Origin of the sequence: Streptomyces sp. NTH33, assembly GCF_003236365.1 — a bacterium.
Taxonomy (GTDB): Bacteria; Actinomycetota; Actinomycetes; order Streptomycetales; family Streptomycetaceae; genus Streptomyces.
Genome location: NZ_POTZ01000505.1, coordinates 1 through 4812, shown reverse-complemented (window position 1 = coordinate 4812; position 4812 = coordinate 1). Strand labels below are relative to the sequence as shown.

Annotated in this window: 5 protein-coding genes; 3 read left to right on the top strand and 2 right to left on the bottom strand. The window is 74.2% G+C overall.

The features are described from left to right. Positions 1 to 1234, top strand: a 1234-nt coding sequence (gene lnt, locus C1I97_RS31645) for an apolipoprotein N-acyltransferase (protein WP_111006494.1), incomplete at its 5' end; no start/stop codon positions are given. Here the strand turns inward: lnt and C1I97_RS31640 are convergent. Continuing rightward, positions 1152 to 2063, bottom strand: coding sequence for a Gfo/Idh/MocA family protein (locus C1I97_RS31640; RefSeq protein WP_111006493.1), 912 nt, complete (start codon positions 2061 to 2063; stop codon positions 1152 to 1154). The genes lnt and C1I97_RS31640 overlap by 83 nt on opposite strands. 10 nt (positions 2064 to 2073) lie before the next feature. Beyond that, the gene (locus tag C1I97_RS31635) at positions 2074 to 3348 is read right to left on the bottom strand and encodes an FAD-dependent oxidoreductase (RefSeq protein ID WP_111006492.1); all 1275 of its coding nucleotides are present in this window, start codon (positions 3346 to 3348) and stop codon (positions 2074 to 2076) included. Between the two features lie 66 nt (positions 3349 to 3414). Between C1I97_RS31635 and C1I97_RS31630 the strand changes: the two genes are divergently transcribed. Both C1I97_RS31630 and C1I97_RS31625 read left to right on the top strand, forming a co-directional pair. Continuing rightward, positions 3415 to 4023, top strand: coding sequence for a TetR/AcrR family transcriptional regulator (locus C1I97_RS31630; RefSeq protein WP_111006491.1), 609 nt, complete (start codon positions 3415 to 3417; stop codon positions 4021 to 4023). Between the two features lie 30 nt (positions 4024 to 4053). Continuing rightward, a complete protein-coding gene (locus C1I97_RS31625; protein WP_111006490.1) occupies positions 4054 to 4566 on the top strand; it encodes a DinB family protein in 513 nt (170 codons plus the stop codon). The last annotated feature ends 246 nt before the right edge of the window (positions 4567 to 4812 follow it).

Sequence of the window (4812 nt, the reverse complement as noted above, 5' to 3'; positions counted from 1 at the left end):
TCCCCCAGGGGCCGCCCTCGTCGTGCTGCCGTCGGGCTGGTTGACGATCGAACTCGTCCGGTCCTGGCAGGCGCTGGGCGGCCCCTGGGGGATGCTCGGCTCCAGCCAGTGGCAGGTGGCCCCGGCGCTGCGGCTGGCCTCGGTGGGCGGGGTGTGGCTGCTGAGCTTCCTGGTGGTGGCCGTGAACGTGGCGGTCGCCCTGCTGATCGCGGTCCGCTCGGCCCGGGTGGCCGCGCTGGCCGGGCTGGTGGCCACGACCGCGGTGACCTCGGCGGCCTGGGCGTGGGCGCCCCGCCCGGACGTCGACGGCCACGCCCGGATCGCCGTCGTGCAGCCGGGCATCGTCGCCGGCCTGGAGAGCGGACAGCGCCGCTTCGACCTGGAGGAGCGGCTGACCCGCCACCTGGTGGGGCTCCACCCCGACCTGGTCGTCTGGGGCGAGAGCAGCGTCGGCTTCGACCTGAGCCACCGGCCGGACCTGGCGCGGCGGATCGCGGCCCTGTCCCGGGCGACCGGGGCCGACGTCCTGGTCAACGTGGACGCCCGGCGCTCCGACCTGCCCGGCATCTACAAGAGTTCGGTCCTGGTCGGCCCGAGCGGCCCGACCGGCGAACGCTACGACAAGATGCGGCTCGTCCCGTTCGGCGAGTACATACCGGCCCGCTCCGTGCTCGGCTGGGCGACCTCGGTGGGCAAGGCGGCGGGCGTGGACCGCAGGCGGGGCACCGAGCAGGTGGTGATGAACGCCGGTCACGGCCTGCGCGTCGGCCCGTTGGTCTGCTTCGAGACGGCGTTCCCGGACATGAGCCGGCACCTGGCGCAGGACGGCGCCGGGCTGCTGCTCGCCCAGTCGTCGACCTCGACCTTCCAGCAGAGCTGGGCCCCCGAGCAGCACGCGTCGCTGGCCGCGCTGCGCGCCGCGGAGACCGGCCGGCCCATGGTCCACGCCACGCTGACCGGGGTGTCCGCCGCCTACGGCCCCAACGGGCAGCGCATCGGCGACTGGCTCGGCACGGACGCGAGCACCACGCGCGTGTACGACGTGCCGACCGCGCACGGCGTCACCCCGTACGTCCGCTTCGGCGACTGGCCGGCGCACGGCGCGCTGCTGGTGCTGGCCGCGCTGGGCGCGGCGGAGGGCGTGCGCGCGCTCAGGACGCGCCGGAGCGCTCCAGCACCGTCCGCACCACCCGCTCGCACAGTTCGTGGGTCTCCAGCGCGTCACGTGCGCTGAGCACCTTCCCGGCGCGTACGGCGTCGAGGAAGCACAGCACGGCCTGCTCGATGCCGCGCTGCCGGGCGACCGGCACCCAGTCGCCGCGCCGCCGCACGGTCGGCTGGCCCCTGTGGTCGACGATCTCGGCGAGGTTGACCACCTGCCGCTTGGTGTCCTGCCCGGAGACCTCCAGGATCTCCTCCGCCGAGCCGCTGAGCCGGTTCATCACGCCGAGCGCGGTGAACCCGTCCCCGGCGAGCTGCAGCACCACGTGGTGCAGCAGACCGTCCCGCACGCGTGCGCGTACGCTCACGTCGTCGACCGAGCCCGGCACCAGGAACCGCAGCGTGTCCACGACGTGGATGAAGTCGTCGAGGATCATCGTCCGGGGTTCCTCGGGCAGTCCGACGCGGTTCTTCTGCATCAGGATCAGCTCGCGCGGTCGGTCGGCGCACTGCACGTACCCGGGCGCGTGGCGCCGGTTGAACCCGACCATGAGCGAGACGTTCCGCTCCTCGGCGAGCGCCACCAGGCGCGCGGAGTCGGCGAGTTCGTAGGCGAGCGGTTTGTCGACGTACGTCGGCACGCCCGCCTCCAGCAGCCGCCCGACGATCTCGGGGTGGACGGCGGTGGGGGCGTGCACGAAGGCGGCGTCGAGGCCCTGGTCGAGGAGCGAGTCCAGGTCCGCGTGGCGCCGCTCGGCGGGCAGGTGCAGGCCGTCGGCAACCCGCTGGAGCGTCGCGGGCGTCCGGGTCTGCAGGTGCAGGTCGATCCCCGGCAGCGTGCCGAGCACCGGCAGATACGCCTTCCGCGCGATGTCGCCGAGTCCGACGCAACCGACCTTCACCTGGGCTCCTTCACCGCTCGCCCGTATCCGCCTGCACCGCAGGATACGGCGGCTGCGGCGGCCACCAGTCCGCGATGCCGTCGAAGCCGCGCAGCAGCAGCGCCGGGCGGGCCCTGGACAGTGCGGCGATCGCGGTGTCGCGTACGGCGATCCCGGCACGGTTGCGCATCAGGTTGAGCCGCGCGGTCCGCACGGCCTGCCGGGCGATGGCCGTCGTACGGGGCAGCCGGGCCGCGGTGTAGGCGGCGAGGTCGTCCGCGACGGGGGTCCCCCCGCTGGAGCGCGGGCGGGAGTGGGGGAGGGCCAGGACGACGGCGTCCTCAAGGGCCTGGTTGCCGCCCTGCCCGAGGTTCGGCGGCATGGCGTGCGCGGCGTCGCCGAGGAGGGCGACCCGGCCGCGGTGGTATGCGGGCAGCGGCTCGGCGATGTGGTGGACGTCGTGGCGCAGCACGTCCTCGGGCCGGGCGGCGGCGAGGACGGCGGGGATCGGGTCGTGCCAGTCGCCGAAGCGGCGCAGGAGTTCGGCCTTCTCGTCGTCGGCGGCGCGCCGGCCTGCGGGGGTCACGGCGGCGGCGTAGGCGTACACGCGGCCGTCCTTGAGCGGATGCGTGCCCCACAGACGTCCCCGGCCCCAGGTCTCGTGGGAGGCGAACTCGGCGCCGGGCACGGGGATCACCAGACGCCAGGTGGTGAATCCCGCGTAGACGGCTCCCGGATGGCCGGGGAAGAGCGTTCGGCGGGTGCCGGAGTGGATGCCGTCGGCGGCGACCACCATCTCGGCCTCCAGCTCGCCGTCGGGGGTGGTGACGCGGGCCGGGCGGCGTTCGTCGCCGGGGTCGGCGAGGCTCGCGGCGGCGCTCGTCCGGACGGCGCCGGGCGGGAGGAGGGCGGCCAGGCTGTCGATCAGGGTGGTGCGGTGCAGCAGCACGAGGGGACCGCCGAACCGCTCGGCCGCCGCGGCGGCGTTCGTCCTGGCGATCCAGCGGCCGGACGGGGTGCGCAGCCCGCCGTCGCCCTGCCAGGCGGCCAGGTCACGGATCCGGTCGCCGATGCCGAGGACGTCCAGGGCGCGCAGGGCGTTCGGGGAGAGGGAGATGGCCGCGCCGACGGGTTCCAGGGAGGGGGCCCGTTCCAGCACGGTGACCTGCCGGCCGGCCCGGTGCAGGGCCGCGGCCGCGGCGAGTCCCGCGATGCCGCCGCCGATGACGACGACGCGTGGTGGATGGGGCATGGCTTCTCCTCCTGCACTGCAGACTACGCCTGTAGTGGCCGACGGAGCGACCATACTACGGATGTAGTGCGCCGTACCGCGGACGTGGTCCGGAGGTGGTCTCCAGGTAGGTTGATCCGCATGTCCGCCCGTCCCGCGAGCGCGCCCCGCGCCGATCTCGTCGCCGACACCGCCCTCGCCCTGCTCGCCGAGCGCGGGATGCGCGGTCTGACGCACCGGGCGGTCGACGAGGCGGCCGGGCTGCCGCAGGGTTCGACGTCGAACGTCGCCCGCACCCGCCAGGCCCTGCTGGAGCTGGCGGTACGGCGGCTGGCCGAGCGGGAGGCGCGGGTGCTGGCGTTGCACGAGATGCCGGACCCGCGCACCGGCGGTCTCGACTCGCTGGTGGAGGGGCTGGCGCTGGCCACGCACCGCGCGCTGACCCGCAACCGCGCCCTGACCCTCGCCCGCTACGAACTGGCCCTGGAGGCCACCCGCCGTCCGGAACTGCGGACCTACTTCGACGCGGCGGGCGCCCGCTTCCGTGACCAGCTCGGCGCGCTGGTCACCGCGATGGGCTCCAGCGCCCCGGAGCGGCACGTGCTGTCCCTGGTCGCCTGGGCGGACGGGCTGATGTACTCCTGCGTGGCGGGGTCCTTCCACGCGCGCGTGCCGGAACTGGACGAGGTGCGGGCCGGCCTGCGGGAGCTGCTGGAGGGGATGTTCGGCGCCGGAAAACCCATGGCGTGACGGACAGGGCGTGGGCCAGGATCGGGGGGCATGACGACCGAACGACGAGAGCCCGCCCAGAACGCCGGTGAACGCGCCATGCTGGAAGGCTGGCTGGACTACCACCGGCAGACGCTGGCGTGGAAGTGCGAGGGCCTGACCGACGAGCAGTTGCGGACCGCGTCCGCCGAGCCGTCCGAGCTGTCCCTGATGGGGCTGGTGCGGCACATGGCCGAGGTGGAGCGCGGCTGGTTCCGCAAGGTGCTCGTGGGAGACGACCCCGGGCCGGTCTACTACAGCGAGCAGGACCCGGACGGCGACTTCCACGTCACCGAGGACGACACCTGGACGGAGGCGTACGCCACCTGGCAGGCCGAGATCGACACCGCCCGCCGCAACGCCGCCGGCTTCGGCCTGGACGAGTTGTCGAAGGGCAGGAGCAGGTTCACCGACGAGCCGTTCAACCTGCGGTGGATCTACACCCACATGATCGAGGAGTACGCCCGGCACAACGGCCACGCCGACCTGATCCGCGAGCGCCTCGACGGAGCGACCGGGGACTGAGACCGGCCGTCGGCGTCAGCCGCGGGCACCGTCCGCACCCCTTACGGGGCCCAAGACCACCCGTCCGTGGCCGCCTTTGCCCGTTTTCGACGCGTCGGCGGTCCGGATCCAGCACAGTGGCGCGGGTGCATCGTACGTCGACCACCGCAACGCTCCTGGTCACCGTGGCCGTTGCGGCCCTTTCCGGCTGTGTCACGGTCCAGCGTCCGCCCGCCCCCGTCGCACCGGCGGCCTCCGTCCTTCCCC

Excerpts from the sequence above, each read along its gene's own strand:
- C1I97_RS31635 (WP_111006492.1), bottom strand. The coding sequence starts at position 3,348 with ATGGTCGCTCCGTCGGCCACTACAGGCGTAGTCTGCAGTGCAGGAGGA.
- C1I97_RS31625 (WP_111006490.1), top strand. The coding sequence starts at position 4,054 with ATGACGACCGAACGACGAGAGCCCGCCCAGAACGCCGGTGAACGCGCC.
- C1I97_RS31630 (WP_111006491.1), top strand. The coding sequence starts at position 3,415 with ATGTCCGCCCGTCCCGCGAGCGCGCCCCGCGCCGATCTCGTCGCCGAC.